Genomic DNA, 24281 nt, shown 5'->3' with positions numbered 1-24281 from the left:
GGTGCCCGCGTCATCGACAGCGGGCACCCGGGCGCGTTCGTCAGGTGCGGCGGTTCAGGTGGGTCGGCCCGACCCGGAGAGCAGGGCGCGGGTCGCTTCCCAACCCTCGAAGGCCGGGTCCAGCGTGGCCAGGTCAGCCGGGCCGCGCAGTCGTCGCCAGCCGGTGGTGACGGCCACGTCACCCGGGCGCGGGGCGTTGGCGCGCGCCTCAGCCGGCGTCGCGGTGTCCAGCTCCAGCGTCGGCAGCCAGTTCGGCGCGGGCAGTCGTACCGCGACCCCGAGCAGACCCGGGCCGCCGCCCTCGACCGGGGCCACCGCGACCGGCCGGCTGGTGAGTGGGCGGAGCAGCTTGCCGACGGTCAGGGCGGGCAGGTCGGGCACGTCACTGACCAGCACTGCCGCTTGGTCGTACCCCTTCAGCGTGGCGAACACGGCGTTCGGCGTCGGCTCGGCCACCTCGTACACCGCCGTACCGGGCCACACCAGCGCATCGGCCAGGGCCCGGTCGGCCGGAGTCACCGCGACCGCGACCTCCACCTCGTTGAGCGTGGCGAACAGGTCGATGACGTCTTCCGCGAGCGCCGCTCGCCACTGCGCCAGGTCGACGCCGGGCGGCGACCAGTGCACCGGCCCGAGCAACGCCACCACCACCCGTCGCGCCATCCCCCGACCCTAGCGCCCGCCACCCCACCCATCCCGAACCACGTCGGCGAGCGGGCCTCGGCTGCATGATCGACTCGGTTTTCATTGAATTCGCGGCGTCCCGGAGACCTGGATAGCGCGGCATTCAGGAAGGCGAGTGGATCTCGGCGCCCGGCGTCCAGAGACTCGGGGCGGGGTGTGGATCAGGTGGGAAGCGGCGCGCAGGAGGAGGCGGCGGCGACCCCTTCGAGGTAGCCGCGGGCGCGTTCCGCCTTGGGGTAGCGACCGACCAGCGCCCAGAACCGGGCGTTGTGGCTGGGCACGATGAGGTGCGCCAACTCGTGCAGCAACACGTAGTCGATCACCCAGTCGGGCATCTCCTGGACGCGGTGCGAGATGCGGATGCTGCGGTCCGCCGGCGTGCAGGAACCCCACCGGCCGTTCTGGTTGGTGACCCATCGGACGCTGGCCGGCACCGCCTTCGCGGCGTATCCGGCGAGGTAGAGATCGATGAGCCGATTGGCTCGGGCCAGCAGCTCGTCGTCGGACCGGGCGAGGCGCCCCTCCCGGGCGGCGAGCCGGGCGAGCATCCGGTCGACCCACTCGCTCTCCTCGGCACGGGAGAACTGGTCGGGGATGAGGACGACCACTCGCTCACCGTCACGGTACGCGGACACCGTGCGTCGTCGACGCTGACTGCGCCGCACCTCGACGACCGGCTTGCGCGCCCCCGCCATCACTGGCCCGCGCAGCCTCGACTACGTGTCACGAAGGAAAGCTAATGCCCACTGACCAGGGGTCCGCAAGAGTCAACCGCACGACACGCGCCCGGAAAATGGTGATTGGTCGCCAGCCGTCCCGAAAATTTCTTGACCGTAGCGCCATCGCGCCATCTCGTCACCCTTGGTGAACGCCGATGGCGCCGGTGCTCGGCACGTCTCCACCGTAGGTGATCACCGCCCCGGATGCCGCCCGGGGGCACTCGCACGGGTGGCTGTCAGGGTTTGGTCGGCGTGTCCCCGCCAAACTGACTTATCCGACCTATTTCGCCATGCACACTCTCGACGTCGACTTGCTCACAGTGTCGATGCACAGCTGACATGGAACTGCCCAGACCTGGGTAGGGTCCGCGGACCAGCGGTCACGAAGGTGGCCGCGGAGTGAGACCCAGCGCCGGCGCCCCGTGTGGCCCGCCGCCGGGCACCCCGCCGGAACGGCATTGACCGGCGGACGAGACGAGGAGGGCACCGTGGCCGACCAGGCCCAGACGACCTACAACGGTTACTGCGTGAAGTGCAAGGAGAAGCGGGACTTCGAGGGGCACGTCGAGGTCTCGAAGACCGGAATGAACATGGCCAAGGGCAAGTGTCCGGTATGCGGTACAACAGTGAACCGCATCCTGGGCAAGGCCAAGGTCTGACCCGAACGGGTGAACGGGGGTGGGGTGGCCGGGTGGCCACCCCACCCCCGTTGCCGAATCGGGAATGCGTGCCAGCGCTGCGGTAGCCCTGTCGGGTGACCGACAACAGGCGCTAAGGGCTGTGGAAAACCCGTCAAATCCTGTGGATAGCGCTGAACAGCGGCCTGACCGCCTGTGGATAACGATCGACTGAACGCGAACACGCGGTCACGATTCGTAACCATGAGCCGTACCGTACTGCCCCGCCCCACCCTGCTGCCCGGCCTCAACCGGCTCTGGCGGGACCGGCACACCCTGCAACTCGGCCTCGGCCCTGGGCCGGCTGCCCTCCTGGAGTTGGCCAACCCCCGCGCCGCCCACCTGCTCGACCTGCTCGACGGCACCCGCAGCGAGCGGACCGTGCTGATCCAGGCGGCGTCCGCCCAGGTCAGCGCCGACGACGCGCGTACCCTGCTCGACGCCCTGCGGGCCGCCGGCCTGTTGGTGGCCGCGCACAGCCTGCTCCCCCGCGACCTGACCGGCCCGGTCCGCGCCCGGCTCGCGGCGGAGGCCGGCGCGCTGGCCCTGGCCGCCGCCCGACTGCCCGGCACCCCCGCCCAGGTCCTGCGTAGGCGGCGGGCGGCCCGCGTCCTGCTCACCGGCGCCGGGGCGCTCGGCGGGCCGCTGACGGTGGCGTTGGCCCAGTCCGGCGTGGGGCAGGTGATTCCCCAGCTCACCGGCTCGGTACGCCCCGTCGACCTGATCGGCACTGGCATCCCCGCCGCCGAACTGGGCGGGCCGCTCGCACCGGCGGTGCGGGCTGCGGTCAACCGCGTCGCACCGGGTACCGGCACCCATCCGAGCCGCGCCGGGCGGATCGACCTGGTGATCCAGCTCGGCACGGACCGGCCTCCCGCGCTGCTCGCCGCCGGTCTCGCCCAGCGCCGGCAGCCGCACCTGCTGGTCACATTGCGCGAAGGCGTACCGGTGATCGGGCCGTTGGTCCGCCCACCAGCCGGGCCCTGCCTGCACTGCGTCGAGCTGCACCGGGCCGACCGTGACCCGGCCTGGCCCCGGCTCGCCGCGCAACTCGCCGCCGCCGACCCGGTGGCCGCCGCAACGACCGGCACGCTGCTCGTCGCCTGCGGGTACGCCCTGGCCGAGGCGCTGACGCAGCTGGACGGCGGCCATCCGGAGACGCTGGGCAGTGCCATGGAGATCACCGGTGCCGGCCGTTTCCGTCGTCGGGGTTGGCCGCCACACCCGGCGTGTGAGTGCTCGCGAGGCCGAGTGTCCGCACCAGCCCGGCCGCAGAGCAGCAGCGGGGCCCTCCGGTCGGTAACAATGACCGGGTGACCGACATCCCGCGCCGCGCCGTGTCCCGCACCGCCAAGCTCGCCGCCCTACCGCTCGGCTTCGCCGGCCGGACCGTTCTCGGGATGGGAAAGCGCGTCACCGGGCTGGCCTCCGACGTGATCTCCGCGGAGATTCAGCAGCGCACCGCCGAGCAGCTATTCAGCGTGCTGGGCCAGCTCAAGGGCGGGGCGATGAAGTTCGGCCAGGCGCTGTCGGTCTTCGAGGCCGCGTTGCCGGAGGAGATCGCCGCGCCCTACCGGCAGGCGCTGACGAAGTTGCAGGAGGCGGCGCCACCGCTGCCGGCCGCCAGCGTGCACAAGGTGCTGGCCGAGCAGCTCGGCCCCGACTGGCGGGACCTGTTCGTCGAGTTCAACGACGTCCCGGCCGCCGCCGCGAGCATCGGTCAGGTGCACCGCGCGCGCTGGCGCGAGCCGGGCTTCGACGAGTCGGGCGAACCGAACAGCCGTGACGTGGCGGTCAAGATCCAGTATCCGGGGGCCGGCGACGCCCTGCTCGCCGACCTCAAGCAGCTCTCCCGACTGGGCGGAATGTTCCGGGCCATCCAACCCGGCCTGGACGTCAAGCCGCTCCTGGCCGAGCTGCGCGAACGGATCACCGAGGAGTTGGACTACGAGTTGGAGGCCGAGTCGCAGCGCACCTTCGCCGCCGCGTACGCCGACGACCCGGAGATCTACATCCCCGAGGTGGTCAATGCCTCGCCCCGGGTGCTGGTCACCGAATGGGTGACGGGCACCCCGCTGGCCGACATCATCCGCGAGGGTACCGAGGAGGATCGGGACGAGGCGGGCCGATTGATGGCCACCCTGCACCTCTCCGCGCCGCAGCGGGCCGGGCTGCTGCACGCCGACCCGCACCCGGGAAACTTCCGGCTGCTGCCCGACGGTCGACTCGGGGTGATCGACTTCGGTGCGGTGGCCCGGATGCCGGAGGGCACTCCGGAGCCGATCGGTCGTATCGCCGCGACGGCCCTGCGCGGCGATGCCGACGAGGTCGTGGCCGGGCTGCGGTCGGAGGGGTTCATCGGCTCGGCCGAGGAGATCGACGCCGAGGGGGTGCTCGACTTCATCCGCCCCATGTTGGAGCCCATCGCGGCGGACGGGTTCCGGTTCACCCGGGCCTGGCTACGGGCCGAGGCGGGTCGACTGGCCAGCCCTCGCTCCCCCACGTACCAGCTGAGCAGGCAGCTCAACCTGCCACCGTCGTACCTGCTGATCCACCGGGTGACGCTCGGGTCGATCGGGGTGCTCTGCCAGTTGGAGGCGAAGGCCCCCTACCGGAGCATCCTGGAGCGCTGGCTGCCCGGCTTCGCCCCGGTCGCCTGACCGTCGAGGCCCGGACGGCTGAACACATGGGGAAGGGCGGGTGCCGGTCGGCACCCGCCCTTCTGCGTGGGGTGGTACTAGAGAACACCCAGGTCGCGAGCCGCCTGGTTGCGGCCGGTCATGGCGACGGTACGGGCGGATCGGGTTGCCTCAGTGCTCGTGGTGGTACGACCGGCCTGAGGCCGGCGCATTCGAGCCCGGGTCAACGCTTCGTGGAGTAGTTGCATCTCGAAGGCTCCACTCGGAACGTTCAACATCGTTTTCTCACTCACTGCCGGTGTGCCACCGGCGTAGTTGGAACGGGTCGGGAACATGTCAGGCTGCCAGCCGGACCGCGCCACGCACCTCGGACAGCCCACTGGCCGCCAGGCGCGCCTCGGCCTCGACCCGAAGCTCGGCGTCACGGGCGACGTCCTCCTTACGCGGACGGCCACGGGGCCGCTTACGCGGGACAACCGCGCCACGCTCGAAGATCTCGCCGCCCCAGACGCCCCACGGCTCCGCTCGCTCAACGGCTCCGGCCAGGCACTCGACACGCAGCGGGCAGTCCCCGCAGAGTGACTTGGCCAGCTCGAGCTCGGTGGGCGAGTCGGAGAACCACAGGTCGGGGTCGAACTTCCGGCAGGGCAGGTTCGCCTCCATCTCGACGCTCATGTCGAGGGGGGCCAACGCCAGACTCATCTCCCGGTCACCTCTCTCTCACTTCGATCTCGTGGATCGCATTCCGACGTACTTACGGCGGGCAAAAAACTGAGGCCGCGGATCCCGGTAAGCGGGTTCCGCGGCCTCGAGGTGAGCCGGAGTCTGATGGTCAGACCGGTTTACCTCGAGGTGGAACGCCGCGGACATCCATGCGCTTCTTGGCGACCTGGATGCCATTGCCCGTGAAGCCACTGGTCCCCTCGACTCCAGCGGGCGCGACGGTCAGGATCAGCTCGGCCTGAACCTGGTGCACCTGTGGAACCGACGGTCGTGCGGCCGTAAGGGCCACCCGGACAGCCGACAGCGGAGCGCAGACAGACGGCATCGCCGCCAGACGCTCATAGGTGAAGATCTTCACGGGTGCCACCTCCCTCACGTTCCTCGAATCGACTGGACCGACCTCGTGAGCAGCCGGAATGGCGCCGCTCGCGTGGTGTGTCCTGAGGCTATTCCTCGCGCCGGGGCGAGGGCAAACGAATTTACGACGAGATTTCGAAAGTTTTCTCCGGGCAGACATCGTCCACCCCGGCACCGGCCACGAGGGCCAGCACCGACTCCCCGTAGAGACCCAACTTGCGAGGGCCGATACCGGCGATGGCGATCAACTCCTCCGACCGGCCCGGTCGCCGCTCGGCCAACGCGACAAGCGTCGCGTCGGTGAAGACCACGTACGCCGGGACCTTCTGCGCACCGGCCACCCGCTGCCGCCACTCGCGCAGCCGTTCGTGCAGCTCATCGTCTATGTCGGACGGGCAGGTGGGGCAGCGGCCGAGCTTGCGGTCCGGGCCGGCGAGCAGGGTGGCGCCGCAGATCCGGCAGGAGACGATCTGGGTTCGCCGTCGCTCGGGAGTGCGGGCCGGACCGGCGCCGCCGGTCGCCCGTTCGGTGCCGCCGGAGCGGTCCAGTTGGGGCAGGAACCGCGACGGCCGCCGGGCCCGGCCGCCCGGCGAGCGCGCGGCGGCGTACGACAGCCACAGCCACTCCCGGGCGCGGGTGATCCCGACGTAGAGCAGCCGGCGCTCCTCCTCGACCTGTTCGACGGTCTTGGCGTACGTGGTGGGCAGGGTGCCCTCGGCGAGGCCGACCAGGAAGACGGCGTCCCACTCCAACCCCTTGGCCGAGTGCAGGGACGCCAGCGTCACGCCGTCCACCGTCGGCACGTGCTGCTGGGCGGCCCGGCGCGCCAACTCCTCGGTGAAGTCGGTGAGGGTGACCGGGCGCTCCACCGAGGCGGCCTCGCCGATCGGCACGACCTCGGGGGTGGCCGCGTACTCCTCGGCGAGCTGGACCAGCGCGGACAGCGCCTCCCACCGCTCGCGGGCGGCGCCGCCGGCCGGGGGCGCGTCCGGGGCCCAGCCGACGGCGGTGAGCGCCTCGACGACGGCGGCCGGCAGCGGAGTCTCCCCCGGGATCGAGCGGGTGGCCGCCCGCAGCGCGACCATCGCCTGGCGCACCTCGGTACGTTCGAAGAACCGCTCCGCGCCCTGCACGACGTACGGCACCGCGGCCTCGGTGAGCGCCTTCTCGTACGCCTCGGACTGCGCGTTGACGCGGAACAGCACGGCGATCTCCTTCGCCGGCGTGCCCGCGTCGATCAGCGACCGGCAGCGCGCGGCCACCGCGTTCGCCTCGGCCGGCTCGTCGGTGAAGATCCGCAGGTCCGGCTCGGGGCCGGGCGGGCGTTGCCCGCTCAACTCCAGCCGCAGGCGCGCCTCGGTGCCCCGGGCCTGGGAGATCACCGCGTTGGCCAGCCCGACCACCTGCGGGGTGGAGCGGTAGTCACGGACCAGCCGGACCACTGTGGCGTTGCGGTGCCGGCGGGGGAAGTCGACAAGGTACGCCGAGGTCGCCCCGGTGAACGAGTAGATCGTCTGGCTGGCGTCGCCGACCACTGTCAGGTCGTTGCGGCCAGCCAGCCAGGCGTCCAGCAACCGCTGCTGGAGTGGGTTGACGTCCTGGTACTCGTCGACCACGAAGTGCCGGTACTGGCTGCGGATCTGCTCGCCGACGTCCGGGTGCTCCTCGATGCCCCACACCGCGGCCCGCAGCATGTCCTCGAAGTCGATCACGCCGTTCGAGCGCTTGAGCTGCTCGTACGCGGTGAACACGTCGGCGACCTTCGTCGGCTCGTGCGGTGTGTCGCGCAGCGCCCGGGCCGCGGCCACCACGTAGTCCGTCGGCTCGACCAGCGACGACTTCGCCCACTCGATCTCGCCGGCCAGGTCGCGGGCGGCGGCCCGGTCGGTACGCAGGCCGACCCGGGCGGCGGCGAGGGTGACCAGTCGTACCTTGCTGTCCAGGAGTTCGGGCATGGCGCGGCCGGCCAGCAGCCGGGGCGCGAAGTACCGCACCTGGCGCAGCGCGGCGGCGTGAAATGTCCGCGCCTGGACACCGCTCGCCCCGAGCAGAGTGAGGCGGTGTCGCATCTCGGCGGCGGCGCGGGCGGTGAAGGTGACAGCGAGCACGTGCCGGGGGGAGATCTCCCCGGAGAGCGCCCGGTGGGCGATTCGGGAGGTGATCGCCCGGGTCTTGCCGGTGCCGGCGCCGGCCAGGATGCAGACCGGTCCGGCAGGTGCGGTCACGGCGGAGCGCTGCTCCGGGTCCAGCCCGGCGAGCACCTGTTCCGACGCTGAGTGAACCACCACAACCAGGAATCATCTCAGCTCCTCCCAGCGTTGCAGCGAACAGCCTCGGCTTGATCCGCAAGCCGCGGCCGGAGGAGTTGGAGGATCCGAGGATGCTGACGATGTATTCCACCCCCTGGTGCGGCTACTGCCACCGGCTGAAGTCGCAGCTCGACCGGGAGGGCATCGGGTACGAGGTGGTCGACATCGAGCAGGACCCGAAGGCCGCGGAGTTCGTGATGAGCGTCAACGGCGGCAACCAGACGGTGCCGACGCTGCGCTTCGCCGACGGCAGTGCCCTGACGAATCCCTCGATCACCCAGGTGAAGCAGCACCTGGAGACGCTCAACGCCTGATCTTCCGGTTCATTCTCGGTGCGCGGCCGCCCCACCCGGGGCGGCCGCTCGTCGTGTCCGGGAACGGGTGGCCACGGTCGGTGGGTGTCGGAAGCCCGGCTCGGTCGGCGTCCTCGACCGGACGGCGAGGTGCCGGGAGCGTCGGGCGGGTGGGCGGCGTCGGCGGGCGGGCCCCGGCCGGCGCGCTCAGATGCCGGCCCCGCCACAGGTAGCTGCCGGCGGCCAGGGTGGCCACCCCGACCAGCACGAACAGCAGCCGGTAGTCCAGGAACCCGACCAGCAGGGCACCCGCTCCGATGGAGACCGCCTGCGGCCCGCTGACCACCGCCTGGGTGGCCGCGGCGACCCGGCCGACCAGCGAAGGCGGCGTACGGCGCTGGATCAGCGTGTGCAGACCCACCATCGTCAGCGGGAGCGATACCCCGGCCAGCAGCACCGCCGCGAACCCGAGCCGCAGATCGGGGAACGCGAGCGCGAGCGCGGCCGGCGAGAAGAAGGCGACCCCGGCGGCCAGCGTGCCGACCTCTCCGAGCCGGCGGACCAACGTCGGTGAGCAGAGTCCACCGAGCAACCCGCCGACGCCCTGCACTGTGACCAGCACTCCCACGAACGCGGCATCCCGGTTCAGCCCCTGGTCGACGTAGGCGAAGATGAGCGACTCGCTGAAGCCCATCACCAGTGATCCGAGCCCGTAGCCGAGCAGGGCCCGTCGCAGGGCCGGCTCGCCGGCCAGGTGCCGCAGACCGGCGCCCAGTTCGGCCGGCCACCGCAGCCGTACGGCCGGTGGCAGTTGTTGCGGGGTGGGCAGCGCGGTGACCACCGCCGCCGCGGTCAGAAATCCGACCATGCCGATTCCGGCCAGCGCCCACCCGCCGAGCGCCGCGTAGAGCGCCGCGCCCACCAGCGGGCCGACCAGTCGGATCCCCTGGCGTACGGTCTGGAGCACGCCGTTCGCGTCGGCCAGCAGCTCGACCGGCACCATCTCGCGGATGAGCCCACTGAGCGCCGCGCCGAGCGTGATGGACGAGAGTCCGTACAGGGCGGCCACCAGGTAGACGACCCAGACGTCGCCCGCGTCGCGGACGGTGAACAACGGGGCGAGCAGGGCCGCGGTCAGCACGTTCGCGGCCACGAAGAACGGTCGGCGCGGGTAGCGGTCGACGACCCAGCCGACCAGCGGCGCCAGCGTCATCGGCGCGATGACCGCGAAGATCGTGGCACCGGCCAACCCGTTCGAGCCAGTCAGATCCTTGACCCAGATGGCGAGTGCGAGCAGCAGGATCGACTCGGCGGTCATGCTGGCCAGCAGGCCGCCGAAGAGCAGGCGGAAGTCGGGTCGGCGCAGGATCGTGCGCATGGGTCCCTCCGGCGGGATGGCTGCCCAGGTGGGCGAGGTCGACGGGCCGCGACCGCGGGTCCGTCGTCATCCGGCATTCCCGTGGTGCGATTTTCGCAAGACACGCCCTCGCCGGAACCTCCGACACCGGTCGCGCCGTCCATACTGACCGTGGGGGGCGAATTTCATACAGTTACCGTCGCGTCTGCGGCGGTCGACGGGAAAGAGGACACTGTGCCTCCTGCCGCACCCAGCCCGATCCTGCGTCGTCGCCGGTTGGGCGTCGAGCTGCGCCGCCTCCGTGAGGCCGCGGGCCTCACCGGCGATCAGGTCATCGAGCGTATCGGTTGGGCCTCCGCGTCCAAACTGTCCCGCTTGGAGAACGGCCGCAGCCGACCGGACCCGCAGGACGTCGGCGACCTGCTCGACCTCTACGGCGCCGACCAGGCGCTGCACGACGAACTGCTGGGCATCACCAACGAGGCCGGCGACATGCGCGGCTGGTTGAAGAACTTCCCGGTGATGACGCAGCAACAGCGCGGTTGGGCCGAGTTGGAGGCGGGCTGCGCGGAGATCTCCGAGTACAACCCGGTGCTGGTGCCGGGCCTGTTGCAGACCCCCGGGTACGCCCAGCTCCGGATCGTGTCGGCCCGGCAGGTGAACGCGGGCGCGGGCGAGCCGGAGCCCGGCGACGAGCCGGAGACAGAGGTGCAGGCGCGGCTGGCCCGCCAGTCGCTGCTGACCCGCGAGCCGCACGCTCCCCGCTACACCGCGGTCTTGGAGGAGGCGGCTCTCGGTCGTCGGGCCGGTCCGCCAGAGGTGCTGCACGAACAGCTGCTCCAACTCTGCGAGTTGGCGCTGCTGCCCAACGTGGCCCTGCACGTGCTGCCCCGGGACACCCAGATCGGCAGTTGGTACCTTCCGCCGACCGCCTTCTCGGTCTATCGGTTCGCCGATCCCCTCGATCCGGAGACATTGGCCATCGAAGGTGGCTTCACCGACGTCATGTCGACCGAGTCAATCACGCTAAATCGCTATAAAGTGGTGTTCGAGTGGCTATGCACGGCGGCACTTAACGCCTCGGACACCCTCTCCTGGCTGATCGAGGCAACGGGACGGCTGACCGAGGCGACGCCCCCATCCACAGTGGCGTTCGGGCCGGCAACGGCGCCGACCCAACGCCGCCGGGAATCAGGGCGACTGACGGACCGGTGATCCACGGGGGACCCTCCGTCGGGACGTGCGGCACCACTCGTCCCATCGGATCGCTGCACATCAGGAGCAGAACCATGAACGAAATCCGCAACACGCCGTCCGTCTCCGCCCACTCGTTGGCGGACGCCCCGTGGCGTACCAGCACACGCAGCCAGACCTCCAACTGCGTGGAGGTCGCCCCACTGGCCACCGGACCGTCGGCGGTCGCCCTGCGCGACAGCAAGGACCGGGGCGGCCCGGTGCTGCTGTTCAACCGCGCGGGATGGCTCGGTTTCATCACCGGGGCGAAGAAGGGCCAGTTCGATCTGAACTGATTCGGTGACTGGTACGGGGCCGTCGGCGCACTGCCGGCGGCCCCGTCGCTTTGCGACGCGGCGACCCTGCTGAGCAGCCATCCGCCGATCGGACGAGGCTCGAAACCGATAGGCGCGTTTCAGTTGCTGGGACGAACACGGGGCGTAACATGGCCCTCGAGTACGTGGAACTTCCACACCGGCTCATCCGTCGCGGTTCATCCGGAGACCCTCATGCGGTTCCTGATCGTTCGCACCGACATCCGCGCCGTCGCTGACGGGGACATCGCCGCCGCTTGGGCGGACGGCCACCGACTTCGCGACGAGACGACCACGCCCGAGCCGCGCCGGCAGATCGTGCACGCCGAGGACCGGGACGCCGCGCTGCTGCTGGCCCGCGCCCTGGCCACCGTCGGCGCGGTCCGTGCCGGCAAGCAACGGGTCAAGGTCCTCCCGCTGATCGAGTCGCGGCCCGCCTTCCGACACAGACCGGGCCGCACCGGCACCTGATTTCACAGGTCGTCCGTCGTGGTCGGACCGGCTCCCCCGCCGCGTTACTCGCACCCGCCGACCACGACGGCCCGTGTTCCCGGCCCGTGACCGCCGCGGCAACGGCGGCCACGGGTCGGGACCGTGCTCAGCGGTCGGCGTCCACCCAGCCGTCCAGCCAGCGGTGAATGAGGAACAGCGCGATCGACGACGGAGGCGGCAGGATCAGCCGGGCCCCGTCGCCCACGTCCACCGTCTGCCCGGCCAACGCCGCCCCGATCTCCCGGCGGGAAAACCACCGGGCGAACGCGATCTCGGACGGGTCGACCCGCACCGGATCGGTCGGGTTCGCGGTGGCCAGGAAGCCCAGCATCAGCGACCCGGGGAACGGCCAGGCCTGGCTGCCCACGTACCCGATGCGCTCCACTCCGATGCCCACCTCCTCGCGGACCTCGCGCAGCACGGCCGCCTCCGCCGACTCCCCTGGCTCCACGTAGCCGGCCAGGCAGGAGTAGCGACGACCACCCGGGGTGCCCTGCCAGCCGGCGTTGTTGCCGAGTAGGCAGCGGCCGTCCGGGCCGTCCACGCCGTCATGGACGAGCACGATCATCGCCGGGTCGGTGCGCGGCCAGATCCGCCCACCATTACGGTCCACCCGCGACCAACCCGCCTCGTCCATCGCGGTCGGCGCGCCGGTGATCGTCGAGTAACCGTGTCGGGTATGCCAGTTGACCAGCGCCAACGCGGTGGTGAAAATGCCGGCCTCCCGGTCGGCGAGCAGGTGACCCACCTCCCGGAGGTGGACCGCCCGGGTCCCCGGGATCGCCGGAAGGGGCGCGTCGACAGCGAAGACCGGCACCCCGTCCGGCTCGACACCCAGGAACATCGCCATCGACTCTGACCCGGCGGGCACGTCGCCCGCTCCGAACAGCACCAACGTCGGAGGCGACGTCTCGGTGCGGGCCAGCGTCCGACCGTCGTCGGTCGAATCGAGCAGCAGCACCCGGGCGCGCAACCACGCCTCGGTCAACCACTGCGAGTCACCCCGCCGGTGCGCGGCCCGATCCAGCGTGGAGCGCGCCAACGGCGGCGCCGCCTCCCCGCTCACGCCAGCGCTCCGCTGCTGAGCCCCATGGTTCGCTCGCTCACGCCTTCTGCTCGGTGTGGACCGTGGTCAGCGCGGCCAGCCCCGGGGTGACCCGCTCCGCGTCGCCGAGCACCACGATCGCCGCCCGAGCCGGGGCCAGGTAGCGGGCCGCCGCCTGCGCGACGTCGTCGATACTCGCCTTCGCCAACCTCGCCGCGTACTCGGCGAGGAAGTCCAGGCGCAGACCGTTGCCGGCGTACGCGCTGGTCAACGCCGCCAACCCGGCCTGGGTGGACATGCCGAGCTGGAGGGTGCCCAGGGCGTACTGCCGGGCCTGCTCCAACTCCTCGGGCTTCGGCGGCAGCGACGCCAACCGGCCCAGCTCGTACGTCGTCTCCAGCAGCGCCGGGCCGGTGACCTCGGTGGCCACGTCGGCGGCGGCGACCAGCACCGACCCGGCGACGGAGTGCTCGATCACGGAGTGCGGGCCGTACGTGTAGCCCTTGTCCTCGCGGATGTTCTCCACCCACCGGGAGGAGAAGTAGCCGCCGAAGATCAGGTTGGCCAGTTGCAGCGGGGCGTGGTCCGGGTCGGTGCGCGACACCGCCGGCAACGCGATCCGCAGCGAGGACTGCACCGAGCCCGGCCGGTCGATCAGCAGCAGCGGCCCCGGCTCCAGCGGCGGGGTCGCCGGCAGCTCGGCCACCCGCCCGGCACCCGACCAGCCGCCGAGCGCGCGCTCGGCCGCGTCCAGTGCCTTCTCCGGCTGCACGTCGCCGACCAGCACCAACTGCGCGCCGGTCGGGTGGACCCGCTCCGAGTGCAGGGTGCGCAGCGCGGCCGGTCGGACGGCACGGATCTGGCCGGGCTCCGGCGTCTGCGTCGCGTACGGGTGACGGCCGTAGATCCGCTTGAGCAGCGCCTCCCGGGCCAGGTGCGAAGGCTGGCTCTGCGCCACCTGGATCCGGTCGACCAGCCGGTCCCGTTCGGTGGCCACCTCGTCACTCGGGTAGCTGGCGCCGGTCAGCACCTCGGCCAGCAGCTCCAGCATCCGGTCCAGACCGGTGACCAGGCCGGCGCCGGAGAGCATCAGCCGGTCCGGGTCGACGCCCGCGGAGAGCCCGCCGCCCACCTTCTGCAACTCGGCGGCGATCTGCACGCTGGTCATCGACTCGGTGCCGGAGAGCATTGTCTGCGACAGCATCGCGCCGCGGGCCAGGTGGACCCGGCCGAACGGCACCCAGAGCCGCAGTTCGACAAGGGGCACGGCGGGCCGGCGTACGGCGATCACTGTGAGCCCGTTGCGCAGCGTGCGCTCGGCCTGCTTGGGCACCTTGAGCTTGCGGGTCGGCCCGAGCGGCGGCAGCGTACGAGGCCCGACCTGAGCAGTGGTGGTAGTCGTCATCGGGCGCCTCCGGCGATGACCTCGATGGCGGCCCGGCGCTCCGGGCGCAGGGTGGCCGCGGCGGCCCGGACCTGCTCCTCGGTGACCTCGCCGACCAGCCTGGGCAGTTCGTTGAGCAGACCCGGTTCGCCGCGTTGCTGCTCCAGCACGGCCATCCGCAGCGCCCGACCGAGCACCGCGTCGGTGTCCCGCAGCAGGTGGGTCGCCATCCGGGCCTGGGTGCGGGCCAGTTCACCGTCGGTCAGCCCGTCGGTGGCCAGCCGGTCCAGTTCCTCGTCGATGGTGCGCAGCACCTTGTCCACATCGCCACCGGGCGGCAGGTGCGCCTGCAACAGCAGCGCTGTGGGGTCGCGGACGTCGAACGGGTCGCCCATGAAACCGAGGTATCCGCCGAGGCTGGTCACCGTGCGGTCCCGCTGCACGAGCCGTTCCACCAGCCGCGACGCGTCGCCGTCGGTGAGCACCTCGGCCAGCACCACGTACGGCAGGTAGCCGGCGAAGTCGGTGACCGGGTCGGGCACGCGCCAGGCGCCGGCCACCGCCGGCAGCGGCGCCAGGGCATCGGTGTACGAGGTGCGCCGCTCGGCGCTCAGGTCGGGCTCGGTGAAGTCGGGCCGTTGGGGTGCCGGCCGGGCCGGCACGTCGCCGAAGTGCCGGGTGACCAGCTCGATCGCCTCGGCCATGTCGATGTCCCCGCTGACCGCCAGCACGGCGTTGCCGCTGGCGTAGTACCGGCGGAAGAAGTCCGCGGCGTCGGCGACGGTCGCCGACTCCAGGTCGTCGAAGGAGCCGTAACCGTCGTGGGCGTTCGGGAAGGTGTCGAACATGACCGGCGGCAGAGTGAGCCAGGGGAAGCCGCCGTACGGCCGGTTGAGGACGTTGACCCGGATCTCCTCCTTGACCACGTCGACCTGGTTGCGCAGGTTTTCCTCGGTCAGCCGGGGGCCCCGCATCCGGTCCGCCTCCAGGAACAGCGCGCGCTCCAGCGCATTGCTCGGCAGCGTCTCGAAATAGTCGGTGTAGTCCAGGTGGGTGGAGCCGTTGAAGGTGCCACCCGCGCCCTGCACGTGCCGGAAGTGGGCCAGCTTCTCCAGGTTCTCCGAGCCCTGGAACATCAGGTGCTCGAAGAGGTGGGCGAAGCCGGTACGCCCCTCCGGCTCCGAGCGGATGCCGACGTCGTAGACCACCGCCACCCCGATCACCGGGGCACTGCGATCGGGGGTGAGCACCACCCGCAGGCCGTTGTCGAGGGTGAACCGCTCGACCGGATACTTCGTCGCTGGAATTCTGGATCTCCGCGCCGCCACGGAGTCGACCCTAGCGCGTCGACACCTCCGCCACCCGCGACCTTCCCGGAGCCGCCGCGACCGGGGCCGTCACCAGGGGCAGCACCTCGGCGCCGACCCGCTCGGCCTCCTCGCGGTGCGGCCAGCCGGAGGGGATGAACTCGTCGACGCCCTCGCGGCACCTTCGGTGACGTGGCTGAGACCCGCCATCCCGCCATGTGGATGGGCCTTGACGCTGACCGCAGCCTGACCCACTCTTCCTACCAACTAAGTAGGAATACTGCGGATTGGATGGACGATGAGACGGCTCCCCTTGCGCCGGTTGGTCACCCTGGCCACCCTCGCCGCCCTCGGCGCGGCGACCCTGGGCAGCACCGCCGCGTGCGGCGACGACAGCGAGGGCGCGGGCGGCAGCTCCGGCCCGGTGACGCTGCGCCTCGGCTACTTCCCCAACATCACCCACGCGCCGGCGGTCGTCGGCGTGCAGAAGGGCATCTTCGCGGAGAAGCTCGGCACCAACGTCAAGCTGGACCCGAAGACCTTCAACGCCGGCCCGGCCGCCATCGAAGCGGTCTTCTCCGGCGCGCTGGACGCCACCTACATCGGCCCGAACCCGACGGTGAACGCCTTCTCCAAGTCCAAGGGTGCGGCCGTCCGGGTCATCTCGGGCGCGGCGTCCGGCGGCGTGGCGCTGGTCGTCAAGCCCGGCATCACCGGCGCTCAGGACCTGAAGGGCAAGAAGATCGCCACCCCGCAGCTGGGCAACACCCAGGACGTGGCAATCCGCTACTGGCTCAAGCAGCAGGGCCTCAAGACCACCAAGGAGGGTGGCGGCGACGTCAAGATCGTGCCGCAGGAGAACGCCCAGACCATCGAGACGTTCAACAGCGGTGCGATCGACGGCGCCTGGGTGCCCGAGCCGTTCGTCTCCCGCCTGGTCAACGCCGGCGGCAAGGTGCTCGTCGACGAGCGCGACCTGTGGCCGGACAAGAAGTTCGTCATCACCAACCTGCTGGTGAGCACCAAGTTCCTCAAGGCGCACCCGGACGTCGTGCAGAGGCTGGTCGACGGTCAGGTGGCCGCCAACGAGTTCGTCAACACCAAGCCGGACGAGGCGCAGCAGGCCATCTCCGACGCGATCGGCAAGATCACCGGCAAGCCGCTGGACCTGAAGCTCATCAAGCAGGCGTGGCCGACGTTGGAGTTCACAAACGACCCGATCTCGTCCTCCCTGAAGGCCGGGCTCGACCACGCAGTCGACGTGGACCTGACCGAGCCGGTGGACCTCAAGGGCCTGTACGACCTGCAGTACCTCAACAACGCGCTCAAGGCGCACGGCAAGCCCGAGGTCGTCCAGCCATGACGTCGACCACGACGACGCCGCAGAGCGCGACCACCGCGGTCGCGCTCTCCGGCGTGACCAAGGTGTACGGGCGCGGGGCGAACGCCGTCCTGGCCCTGGACGGCGTGTCGCTGGACGTCGCACCCGGCGAGTTCGTCTGCCTGGTCGGCGCGTCCGGCTGCGGCAAGAGCACCCTGCTCAACCTGGTGGCCGGACTGGACCGGGTCAGCGGTGGGCAGATCACCCTCGCCGGCGACGCCAACCCGGGACTGATGTTCCAGGAGCCGGCGCTCTTCCCGTGGCTGACCGTCGACGCCAATGTGGAGGTGCCCCTCAAGCTGCGTCGACTGCCCCGGGCCCAACGCCGCGAGCGGGTCGCCGAGTTGCTGCGCACGGTGCACCTGGCCGACTTCGGCCGCAAGCGCCCGCACGAGCTCTCCGGCGGAATGCGGCAGCGCGTCGCGCTCGCCCGCACGCTGGCCCTGGACACTCCGGTGCTGCTGATGGACGAGCCGTTCGGCGCGCTGGACGCGATGACCCGGGACATCCTGCACGACGAGCTGGAACGGATCTGGTCCGAGCGCAAACTCTCGGTGCTCTTCGTGACGCACAACGTCCGCGAGGCGGCCCGGCTGGCCGACCGGATCATCCTGCTCTCCAGCCGACCCGGCCGGATCATCTACTCCACCGAGGTGGACATCCCGCGCCCTCGCCGGATCGACTCCCCCGAGGTCGCCGCCATCGCCGCCGAGGTCACCGAGCGGCTCCGTACGGAGGTGGGCCGCCATGGCCAGTGACACCCTCACCAGTTCGGCGCGTACCGACGCGGAGATCACCGGCCTCGACGCGCTGGAGATCGCCGGCCGGGACAAGGAGGTCTCCCGGGGCGCCCGGATCTGGGCGGCCACCTGGCCCAAGCTCGCCGCCCTGGCCATCACCATCGCCGCCTGGCAGTTCGTGGTCTGGACGGGTTGGAAGCCACCGTACTCGTTGCCGGGGCCGCTGGAGGTCGGCCGCGAGCTGATGACCCAGGCCCAGGGTCCGCAGCTCTGGGAAGGCATAGCCACCACGTTGCGCCGGGCCGCCCTCGGGTACGTTTTCTCGGTCGCCGTCGGCCTGCTGCTGGGCCTCGCGGTGGCCCGGTCCACGGTGCTGCGCGCCGCCATCGGCTCGATGATCACCGCGTTGCAGACCATGCCGTCGATCGCCTGGTTCCCGCTGGCCATCCTGCTCTTCGAGCTGAGCGAGAAGGCGATCTTCTTCGTGGTGGTGCTCGGCGCGGCACCGTCCATCGCCAACGGGGTGATCTCCGGGGTGGACTACGTGCCGCCGCTGCTGGTGCGCGCCGGCCGCAACCTTGGTGCCCGAGGGCTCAACCTCTACCGGTACGTCATCGCACCGGCCGCCCTCCCGGCGATCGTCGCCGGGCTCAAGCAGGGTTGGGCGTTCTCCTGGCGCAGCCTGATGGCAGGTGAGCTGCTCGTGGTGGGCATCTCGCAGACCTCGCTCGGCGCCCAGCTCACCTACTCGCGCGAGTTGTCCGACTCACCCTGGCTGCTCTCCACGATGATCGTCATCCTGGTCGTCGGCCTGGTCGTGGACGCCGCGTTCGGCGCTGCGGACAAGGCGATCCGGCGCCGCTGGGGCGTACTGGACCAGGCTGGTCAGTGACGTGTTCGTCTCCGCGCGCAGTGACTACGCGCTCCGGGCGATGCTCGCCGTCGCCGCCGCCGGTGGTGCTGACGGCGACGGCGGCGGTGGCGACCGGGTCGGCGAGTTGGTGAAGGCGGCCAGCCTGGCCGAGGTGCAGGACATCCCGCTCAGCTTTCTGCAGGGCATCCTGCTCGACCTGCGCCGGGCCGGTCTGCTGCACAGCCATCGCGGCGCCGACGGCGGGTACGCGCTCACCCGCCCAGCCGACGAGATCACCGTCGGAGCCGTACTGCGTGCGGTCGGCGGCTCGCTCACCACGGTGCGCGGTCTGCCGGCCGAGCGGGCCGGCTATCACGGAGTGGCCGCCGGGCTCACCGACGTCTGGCTGGCGGTGCACGGGGCGATCGCCACTGTGGTCGACAGCACCACCCTGGCCGACCTGCTCACCCACGCCATATCTACATCCGAAAGTGCAAGATCGGCGCCGGGAGGGGGCGCGGAGGGGCGAGGCGATGTGGCCGGGCCGGTGCCCCGCCGACCCGACCACACCTCGTACCGATCCTGACCGGACCTGCCCCTCCGCCGGCACCGGTAGGCCGGTCGCTGCTCAGCCCACGTGTGCGGTCGCCGGGGCGAGGCCCGGGTCGCCAGGACTGTGCATCTCCACCAGACCGGCGGGAGCGTTGCCCGCCGAGGTGGCATGCCAGGGCGCGAAGGCCGCAACCATGGCGAGCAACAACCCGGCGAGCGCGACCGCGACCACCAGGATCAGTTCACGCAGCGCGCCCGAGCCGGCTTCGCCCGCCATGGTCACCCCTCCCGTGCCGGGCCCCCCGCCCGACATCCCCCGTCGATCAGCCTCGACCACGACCGGCCGGGGCGCAGTCGGCCAGCCGACCCAGCGGAGGCTGATTACCGACTCAGCAGAGGGGCCACCCGGCGCGACCTGCCGACCGGTTGGGCCGCACGGACAGCCGACCGGCCCCGGCACACCGCGCAGAAAAAACCGACCCGCCCCGCCGAAGCGGGACGGGTCGGTCGACGCGCAGAGGATCAGACGGTACGGGGACGACGCGGCCGACGGGACCGGCCCGACGCGCGGTGCGCCGGACGGGCGCCACCATCGGCGGCCGAGCCGCCGGAGGTACGGGCCCGAGAGGCGGGCGCCGGCGGAGCGACGATGGTCACCGGCACACCGGACGGCTCGCGGGCACCGGTCACCCGGGCCAGCGCTCCGTCACCCGCGCGCACCTGGACCGACTCGGGCCGGATACCAGCGGTGGCCATCAGCCGGGACACGTCCCGGCGCTGCTCCGGCAGGACCAGCGTGACCACGGAACCGGACTCGCCGGCCCGGGCGGTACGGCCGCCCCGGTGCAGGTAGTCCTTCGCCTCGGTCGGCGGGTCCACGTTGACCACCATGTCCAGGCCGTCCACGTGGATGCCACGGGCCGCCACGTCGGTGGCGACCAGGGCGGTCACCTGACCGTTGCGGAACTGCTCCAGGATCCGGGTGCGCTGCGGCTGGGACTTGCCACCGTGCAGCGCGGCCGCGCGTACGCCCTTGGAGAGCAACTGGCGGGCCAGCCGGTCGGCGCGGTGCTTGGTGCCCATGAACAGGATGGTGCGGCCCTCACGGGCGGCGATCCGGGTCAACGCGTCGGGCTTGTCCGCAGCGTCGACGTGCAGCACGTGGTGGGTCATCGCGGTGACAGTCGCGGTGCCCGGGTCGACCGAGTGGGTGACCGGGTTGCTCAGGAAGCGGCGGACCAACCGGTCCACGCCGCCGTCCAGGGTCGCGGAGAAGAGCATCCGCTGCCCCTGCGGCGCGACCTGCTCCAGCAGCTTGGTGACCTGCGGCAGGAAGCCCATGTCAGCCATCTGGTCGGCCTCGTCGAGCACGGTGATCTCGACCTGGTCGAGCCGGGCGTCGCCACGGTTGATCAGGTCGTGCAGCCGACCGGGGGTGGCGACGACAACCTCGGTGCCGGCGCGCAGGGCGTCCGCCTGCCGCTGCAACGACAGGCCGCCGACCACTGTGGCGCAGCGCAGCCCGACGGCGCGGGCGTACGGGGCCAGGGCGGTGGTGACCTGCTGAGCCAGCTCGCGGGTCGGCACCAGCACCAGAGCCAGCGGGCGGCCCGGCCGCGCCTTACGGCCGGCGGTGCGGGACAGCAGCGGCAGCCCGAAGGCGAGGGTCTTGCCGGAGCCGGTACGACCCCGGCCCAGCACGTCCCGGCCGGCGAGCGAGTCGGGCAACGTCGCCGACTGGATCGGGAACGGCTCGTTGATGCCCTGCGCGGTCAGCGCGGTGAGCAGCGCCGGCGCCAGACCGGTATGAGCGAACGAAGGAATAACTGTGGTCATGCGGAAGCCTTCCTCGACGCGGCACGTGTCGAGGGAGGGCGCCGAAGTCGGCGCTGTCACCAGCGGAAAAGGCCGCCAGGACTCACAAGCACGAACCGAAAGGGAGTACAGGCCGGCCCGCCGCCGGGCCGCTACCTGCGTACGCAGGCGGCAGCGGGGCGGGCCGGTCCCGTCACCGTCACACCCGGAGGGCGCGACAGGTAATGCTGACCGATCCGAAGATCAGAGCGGGCGGATGTTCTCCGCCTGCGGGCCCTTCTGGCCCTGGGTCACCTCGAACTCGACCCGCTGGTTCTCGTCCAGGCTCCGGTAGCCGGAGGACTGGATCGCCGAGAAGTGGGCGAAGACGTCGGCGCCGCCGCCGTCGGGGGTGATGAAGCCGAAGCCCTTGTCAGCGTTGAACCACTTCACGGTGCCAATAGCCATGTGTTTCGTCTCCTTGACGGAACGTCGGACATGCACTTGTTGCGTGCCCGAAGAGGAGCGCTCCGCGCGGGGATGCGCGAATCGCCTGTCGCTTCTGGTCGCCCCGCCCGGAGAACTCCGGACACAACAAAGAGCGCCTGGGGCCACAATCCCGCCAGGCGCACACAGAGTCTCTGGTAACCAAAACTGCAACCCGGTCAACCTACCACGGTTTTCCCCGCAGTGGTCAACGTTGGGCAGAATCCTCGGGCAACTGGGCGATCATGGCCGTGAGGCCCGTCACATCCAGCAGGTCGGCGGGCCGGACGGTCACCCCGTGGCGGACGTAGTGGAACGCCGCGCCCACCCGGTCGACCGGCACGCCGGCCAACTCCGCCCAGGCCAGCCGGTACACCGCCAGCTGCACGGCGGCCACGTCGGCCGCCGGCCCGGATGGCTGCGCGCCAGTCTTCCAGTCGACCACGTCGAACCGGCCACCCGGCCGGGCGAAGACCGCGTCCATCCGGCCCCGCACCACGACACCGGCGATCACAGTGGCGAACGGCACCTCCACCTCCACCGGCGACCGGTCGGCCCACTCGCTGGCCAGGAACCGCTCCTGAAGCTCGACCAGCGCCTCGTCGGGTGCGGCATCGGCGTCGGCCGCGCCCGGCAGCTCGTCCAGGTCCAACAGGCGGTCGGCACCGAAGCGCTGCTCCAACCAGGCGTGGAAGGCGGTGCCTCGACGGGCGTACGGGTTGGGTTCGGCCGGCACCGGGCGACGCAGCGTACGGGCCAGCGCCGCCGGATCACGCCGCAGCGCGACCAGTTGGGTGACGCTCAGCGCCCCGGGCAGCGCCACCTCGACCGCACCGGAGAGCCGGGTCAGCTCGGCGCGCTCCGCCAACAGCAGGTCCGCCTCGCGCTGCCAGCGCGCCACCTCCGGATCCACCTCCGGATCCACCTCCGGCTCGACCGGCTCGACCTCGATCGACGGCACCGGCCCGGCAAGCACCGGCCCGACCGGCGGCACCGGCCCGACCGGCCCGGGGGGCACCGGCCCGACCGGCCCCGGGAGCGCCGCCGCCGGACCGTCGGCCATCAGGCGACGCACCAGCCCGGCCGCCTCGGCCAACGCCGGCCGGCGACCGCCCAGCGGGTCAGCGGGCCACTCCGCGCGGAGCACCACCTCGGCCGTGGGGTTCGTCGCGTCGGGAGTCGGCTCCGGCGCCCAGGCGTCGATCAGGTGCCCCGGCCCGCCGTCGAGGCAGGCGTCGTACACCTCACGCAGGAAGACCGACGGACCTCGCGGTCGCTTCGTGCCCTCCCCCCACCAGTAACCGGAGCAGAGCAGCAGCCGGCGCGGCCGGGTGACCGCCACGTACGTCAGCCGGCGTTCCTCCCGCTCGTCGTGGGCCCGCCACGCGTCGGTGAAGTCGGTCACCGCCCGCGCCACGGCCCGCTGGTCCCCCGCCTCGTCGAGTGCCAACTCGGGCAGGCCGTCGGCGTCGCCGCGCAGCGGGAACGGCAGCACACCCAGCCCACCCAGCCAGTGGTCGGAGTTGCGGACCGGCCCCGGCCACAGCCCACGACTGAGCCCGGCCACCGCAACGACGTCCCACTCCAGGCCCTTGGCGGCGTGCGCGGTGACCACCTGCACCGCGCCCTCCACCACCTCGACCTCGCCCGGCGCCAGACCGCGCTCCTCGTCCTCGGCGGCGGCCAGGTAGGACAGGAATCCGGACAGGGTCGCGCCGGGCGTCTCCCCGCTGAACCGGGCCGCCACGTCGCCGAGCGCGTCCAGATGCCCCCGGGCCAGGCCCGCGTCGCCGGCGCCGTCCCGGCCGGCCCGCACCGCGACCTCCACGTCCAGGCCGATGGTCCGCTCGATGTCCGCGATCAGGTCCGGCAGCGCCTGGTCCAGCCGGTAGCGCAGCAGCGCCAACTCCCGGCCGTACGCGCGCAGCCGCGCGAACCCCTCCGCCGAGTACGCCTGCGCCGGCCCGAGGTCGGCCAACGCCTCCACCAGAGTCGCCTCGTCCAACAGGTCTGGGCTGATCTCCGATGCCTCGTCGGCGGCCACCTGTCGCCGAGCGTTCGCGATGGCCCGCGCTCGCCGGTGCAACGCCACCAGGTCACGTGGCCCGATCCGCCAACGGGCGCCGGTGAGCAACCGCAGCAGCGCGGCGCCATCGGTCGGGTCGGCCAGGACCCGCAGCGTGCAGACCACATCGCGTACCTCGGGGGTGTCCAGCAGGCCGCCCAGCCCGACCACCTCGACCGGTAGGCCCCGCTCGCGCAGAGCCGACTCGATCGCCGGGATCTGGCTGCGCACCCGGACCAGCACGGCTGTCGTCGGACGGCGGTCCACCGGGATGTGTTCCGGGGCCGCGCCCGGCATCCCGGCCGCCCCACGCCAGGCGGCGAGCACGCTGTCGGCGATCCAGTCGGCCTCGTCGGCGTACGTGGGCAGCATCGCGCAGTGCACGGTGCCGCCGGCCGCGCCGCCCGGGCTGCGGTGCGGGATCGGGTCCCGGACGGTCAGCGCGGAGCGCAGCTCCGGCACCCGGGCACCCGCCGCCCGCAGCGGGGTGGAGAGCGCGTTCGCCACCCGGAGGATCTCCGGGCGGTTGCGCCAACTCGTGGTGAGCCCCAGCGCCGGGGCCGGCTCCCCGTTGGCGCGGGCGAACTCGGTGGGGAACCGGTCCAGGGTGCCCGCGCTGGCCCCCCGCCAGCCGTAGATCGACTGGCACGGGTCGCCCACCGCGGTCACCGGGTGCCCGCCACCGAACAGCGCGTTGAGCAACACCACCTGGGCGTGGCTGGTGTCCTGGTACTCGTCGAGCAGCACCACCCGGAAGCGGTCCCGCTCTATCACGCCGACCCCCGGGTGGTCCCGGGCCACCCGCGCCCCCCGGGCGCGCCGGTCGGCAAAGTCCATCGCCGCGAAGCCATCCATGCCGCTGGGTGGCGCCCCCCCC

Annotated in this window: 24 protein-coding genes; 11 read left to right on the top strand and 13 right to left on the bottom strand. The window is 71.8% G+C overall.

The window, feature by feature from the left end; all coding sequences use genetic code 11:
- Positions 1 to 54: 54 nt before the first annotated feature.
- Together PSH03_RS22225 and PSH03_RS22220 are read right to left on the bottom strand one after the other, a co-directional pair.
- The gene (locus PSH03_RS22225; RefSeq protein WP_238690299.1) at positions 55 to 663 is read right to left on the bottom strand and encodes a hypothetical protein; all 609 of its coding nucleotides are present in this window, start codon (positions 661 to 663) and stop codon (positions 55 to 57) included.
- A gap of 182 nt (positions 664 to 845) precedes the next feature.
- Positions 846 to 1379: a M48 metallopeptidase family protein gene (locus PSH03_RS22220; protein ID WP_210784634.1), complete on the bottom strand. Its 534-nt coding sequence runs from the start codon at positions 1377 to 1379 to the stop codon at positions 846 to 848.
- Between the two features lie 512 nt (positions 1380 to 1891).
- On the opposite strand from PSH03_RS22220, the gene PSH03_RS22215 reads away from it, so the two are divergent.
- The 3 genes from PSH03_RS22215 (at position 1892) to PSH03_RS22205 (ending at position 4740) form a co-directional block, all read left to right on the top strand.
- Entirely contained in the window at positions 1892 to 2062 is a 171-nt protein-coding gene (locus tag PSH03_RS22215) for a DUF5679 domain-containing protein (protein WP_167457767.1), read from the top strand.
- 222 nt (positions 2063 to 2284) lie between these two features.
- Positions 2285 to 3397 carry a TOMM precursor leader peptide-binding protein gene (locus PSH03_RS22210; RefSeq protein WP_238690298.1) on the top strand — a complete coding sequence of 371 codons (1113 nt, stop codon included), beginning with the start codon at positions 2285 to 2287 and terminating at the stop codon, positions 3395 to 3397.
- Positions 3394 to 4740, top strand: coding sequence for an ABC1 kinase family protein (locus PSH03_RS22205; protein ID WP_210786457.1), 1347 nt, complete (start codon positions 3394 to 3396; stop codon positions 4738 to 4740). The genes PSH03_RS22210 and PSH03_RS22205 overlap by 4 nt, the downstream gene beginning before the upstream one ends.
- 315 nt (positions 4741 to 5055) lie before the next feature.
- Here PSH03_RS22205 and PSH03_RS22200 read toward each other — a convergent pair whose 3' ends face one another.
- The 3 genes from PSH03_RS22200 to PSH03_RS22190 all read right to left on the bottom strand — a co-directional run bounded on the left by PSH03_RS22200 (position 5056) and on the right by PSH03_RS22190 (position 8087).
- On the bottom strand, positions 5056 to 5421 hold the full coding sequence (locus PSH03_RS22200; protein ID WP_030490434.1) for a WhiB family transcriptional regulator: 366 nt from the start codon (positions 5419 to 5421) through the stop codon (positions 5056 to 5058).
- Positions 5422 to 5551: 130 nt separating this feature from the next.
- Positions 5552 to 5767, bottom strand: a complete 216-nt coding sequence (locus PSH03_RS22195) for a hypothetical protein (protein WP_210786474.1) — start codon at positions 5765 to 5767, stop codon at positions 5552 to 5554.
- Between the two features lie 154 nt (positions 5768 to 5921).
- Entirely contained in the window at positions 5922 to 8087 is a 2166-nt protein-coding gene (locus PSH03_RS22190) for an ATP-dependent DNA helicase UvrD2 (RefSeq protein WP_210786458.1), read from the bottom strand.
- Between the two features lie 92 nt (positions 8088 to 8179).
- On the opposite strand from PSH03_RS22190, the gene PSH03_RS22185 reads away from it, so the two are divergent.
- Positions 8180 to 8422 (top strand): mycoredoxin, encoded by a 243-nt coding sequence (locus tag PSH03_RS22185; RefSeq protein WP_030337579.1) that lies wholly within the window; start codon positions 8180 to 8182, stop codon positions 8420 to 8422.
- Here the strand turns inward: PSH03_RS22185 and PSH03_RS22180 are convergent.
- Entirely contained in the window at positions 8412 to 9779 is a 1368-nt protein-coding gene (locus PSH03_RS22180) for an MFS transporter (protein WP_210786459.1), read from the bottom strand. The two genes, PSH03_RS22185 and PSH03_RS22180, sit on opposite strands and share 11 nt — an antisense overlap.
- A 213-nt stretch (positions 9780 to 9992) precedes the next feature.
- Between PSH03_RS22180 and PSH03_RS22175 the strand changes: the two genes are divergently transcribed.
- The 3 genes from PSH03_RS22175 to PSH03_RS22165 all read left to right on the top strand — a co-directional run bounded on the left by PSH03_RS22175 (position 9993) and on the right by PSH03_RS22165 (position 11776).
- On the top strand, positions 9993 to 10973 hold the full coding sequence (locus tag PSH03_RS22175) for a helix-turn-helix domain-containing protein (protein ID WP_238690296.1): 981 nt from the start codon (positions 9993 to 9995) through the stop codon (positions 10971 to 10973).
- A gap of 74 nt (positions 10974 to 11047) precedes the next feature.
- Positions 11048 to 11287, top strand: a complete 240-nt coding sequence (locus tag PSH03_RS22170; protein ID WP_112583698.1) for a DUF397 domain-containing protein — start codon at positions 11048 to 11050, stop codon at positions 11285 to 11287.
- Between the two features lie 213 nt (positions 11288 to 11500).
- Positions 11501 to 11776: a hypothetical protein gene (locus tag PSH03_RS22165; RefSeq protein ID WP_091406149.1), complete on the top strand. Its 276-nt coding sequence runs from the start codon at positions 11501 to 11503 to the stop codon at positions 11774 to 11776.
- 127 nt (positions 11777 to 11903) lie between these two features.
- Here the strand turns inward: PSH03_RS22165 and nudC are convergent, their stop codons facing one another.
- The 3 genes from nudC to PSH03_RS22150 are packed head-to-tail and all read right to left on the bottom strand — an operon-like array spanning position 11904 to position 15554.
- Entirely contained in the window at positions 11904 to 12863 is a 960-nt protein-coding gene (gene nudC, locus PSH03_RS22160) for an NAD(+) diphosphatase (protein ID WP_238690295.1), read from the bottom strand.
- A 37-nt stretch (positions 12864 to 12900) separates the two neighbouring features.
- Positions 12901 to 14247, bottom strand: a complete 1347-nt coding sequence (locus PSH03_RS22155) for a M16 family metallopeptidase (protein WP_210786462.1) — start codon at positions 14245 to 14247, stop codon at positions 12901 to 12903.
- Complete coding sequence (locus PSH03_RS22150) at positions 14244 to 15554, bottom strand: M16 family metallopeptidase (protein WP_238690294.1); 1311 nt, start codon at positions 15552 to 15554, stop codon at positions 14244 to 14246. Before PSH03_RS22150 ends, PSH03_RS22155 begins: the two co-directional genes overlap by 4 nt.
- A gap of 277 nt (positions 15555 to 15831) precedes the next feature.
- Between PSH03_RS22150 and PSH03_RS22145 the strand changes: the two genes are divergently transcribed.
- The 4 genes from PSH03_RS22145 to PSH03_RS22130 are packed head-to-tail and all read left to right on the top strand — an operon-like array spanning position 15832 to position 19093.
- On the top strand, positions 15832 to 16896 hold the full coding sequence (locus PSH03_RS22145) for an ABC transporter substrate-binding protein (RefSeq protein WP_210786464.1): 1065 nt from the start codon (positions 15832 to 15834) through the stop codon (positions 16894 to 16896).
- Positions 16893 to 17672 carry an ABC transporter ATP-binding protein gene (locus PSH03_RS22140; RefSeq protein WP_091406162.1) on the top strand — a complete coding sequence of 260 codons (780 nt, stop codon included), beginning with the start codon at positions 16893 to 16895 and terminating at the stop codon, positions 17670 to 17672. Before PSH03_RS22145 ends, PSH03_RS22140 begins: the two co-directional genes overlap by 4 nt.
- The gene (locus PSH03_RS22135; RefSeq protein WP_210786465.1) at positions 17662 to 18546 is read left to right on the top strand and encodes an ABC transporter permease; all 885 of its coding nucleotides are present in this window, start codon (positions 17662 to 17664) and stop codon (positions 18544 to 18546) included. Before PSH03_RS22140 ends, PSH03_RS22135 begins: the two co-directional genes overlap by 11 nt.
- A gap of 1 nt (position 18547) precedes the next feature.
- Complete coding sequence (locus PSH03_RS22130) at positions 18548 to 19093, top strand: RrF2 family transcriptional regulator (RefSeq protein ID WP_238690293.1); 546 nt, start codon at positions 18548 to 18550, stop codon at positions 19091 to 19093.
- Positions 19094 to 19135: 42 nt separating this feature from the next.
- Here PSH03_RS22130 and PSH03_RS22125 read toward each other — a convergent pair whose 3' ends face one another.
- From PSH03_RS22125 to PSH03_RS22110, 4 genes are all read right to left on the bottom strand, one after another.
- Positions 19136 to 19336 carry a hypothetical protein gene (locus tag PSH03_RS22125; protein ID WP_210786466.1) on the bottom strand — a complete coding sequence of 67 codons (201 nt, stop codon included), beginning with the start codon at positions 19334 to 19336 and terminating at the stop codon, positions 19136 to 19138.
- A 245-nt stretch (positions 19337 to 19581) separates the two neighbouring features.
- Positions 19582 to 20895, bottom strand: coding sequence for a DEAD/DEAH box helicase (locus PSH03_RS22120; protein ID WP_210786468.1), 1314 nt, complete (start codon positions 20893 to 20895; stop codon positions 19582 to 19584).
- 222 nt (positions 20896 to 21117) lie between these two features.
- A complete protein-coding gene (gene cspE / locus PSH03_RS22115; RefSeq protein WP_007464836.1) occupies positions 21118 to 21321 on the bottom strand; it encodes a transcription antiterminator/RNA stability regulator CspE in 204 nt (67 codons plus the stop codon).
- A 226-nt stretch (positions 21322 to 21547) separates the two neighbouring features.
- Positions 21548 to 24281 (bottom strand): ATP-dependent helicase (locus tag PSH03_RS22110; RefSeq protein WP_238690292.1); only part of this gene is annotated, 2734 nt, incomplete at its 5' end.

The sequence above is a fragment of the Micromonospora salmantinae genome (assembly GCF_022230905.1).
Lineage (GTDB): Bacteria > Actinomycetota > Actinomycetes > Mycobacteriales > Micromonosporaceae > Micromonospora > Micromonospora salmantinae.
This window is presented reverse-complemented; position numbering and strand designations above follow the sequence as displayed.